General features: G+C 56.9%; 1 protein-coding gene. It reads left to right on the forward strand.

Annotation, left to right across the window (positions count from 1 at the left end):
• A partial coding sequence (locus ACE4YL_RS00715) for an efflux RND transporter permease subunit (protein ID WP_461369007.1) occupies positions 1-1,390 on the forward strand: 1,390 nt, incomplete at both ends.

Below are 1,390 nucleotides of genomic sequence, written 5' to 3' on the forward strand. Positions count from 1 at the left end.
TGAGCAGCAGCCTCGATCCCGCTGAACTGACCGAATGGTTGGAGAAAAGCGCCAGGCCGCGCCTTGAGGCGATTCCCGGCGTGGCCAGCATGATGGTTGAAGGCGGAGTGAAGAGAGATCTCTTTATCCGGCTTTTTCCCAATAGTGTTCAGGAATATGAACTTTCTTATGAGCAGGTCGCTAACATCCTGCGGGCCAGCTTGCTTAATCTCCCGGGTGGGAAAGTGGTGCTAGATGATCGCCAGATGCGCATCCGGCTGGTCGGGCGCTCACCGGACCTGGAGGAGATCCGCAGCCTGGTTGTCGGCTTTCAACTCGACGAAGAGGAATTAAAAAAGCTCATCGGGCGATCGGTGGATATAGATCTGAACCGCATGCTCTCGCAGACGCTGCCGTCCGGCGATAGCATGGAGATACCAATGCGCGAAATATACCTCAAGGATCTCACGCCGCGCATGGAAATAGATGAAGAAGGCAGGCTGACCATTGAGCCGGATCCGGAGCTGCTTAAAAAATACGGCATCAACCTGGAGCAGGTTGCCCGGGAGCTGCCCGAGAACTGGCCTGTAGCCATTGAGAAGGGCAAGATCATCGTAGACCTGCCGCCGGATGTAAGCGCGGAGCTGGAGGAGATCGGCAATACTCACCTGGTCAATATCCCTGATTTTGAGGCCTGGAAGGAACAGCTCAAGGGGCTGGAAAGCAAGATCAAGGGAGAACTGAACAGGGCTTCGCAGCAGCTGGAGAAGGCTATTGTCGACATGTCCATGGCCATGATCCTCTCTTCGGCGGGAGCCGGGGGCGGACCGGCCATACCGGAAGATGAGTTTCCCCTCATCCCCATCCGGCTGCAGGATATCGCCGAAGTGAATTTGGATCTGCACGAGGCATCCTCAATAAGCCGGATCAACCGGCATCCGAGCATCGGCTTCTACCTGCAGAAGGAAGGGGAATCCAACACGGTGGCGGTTTCACGCCAGGTGCACCGGGCACTGGACGAACTTGCCGCCGAATTCAATGAACTGGGCTACGATTTGAGCTTCAAGTATACCTTTGACCAGGCCAAGGAGATTGAAACCGCCCTCATGGACCTGGCCGTCTCGCTCTTGCTGGGCTCGCTGCTTGCCGTGGCTGTGCTGCTGCTCTTTTTAAGAGACTGGCGGATGATCCTGGTGATCGGGCTGACCATACCGGTAGCCGTGCTTTCGGCGTTTGCCCTGCTTTATTTCTCAGGTCTCTCCATAAACCTGATGACCCTGGGCGCCCTGGCCCTGGCCGCGGGGATGCTGGTGGATAACTCCATCGTGGTCAGCGAAAACATTTACCGGCACCTGCAGCTGGGCTCCACCTCCTTCGAAGCGGCAATAAAGGGGAGCAACGAGGTGGCCGG

Source organism: Candidatus Darwinibacter acetoxidans (assembly GCF_041936445.1).
In the GTDB taxonomy this organism is placed as follows: Bacteria; Bacillota; Limnochordia; order Darwinibacteriales; family Darwinibacteriaceae; genus DTU010.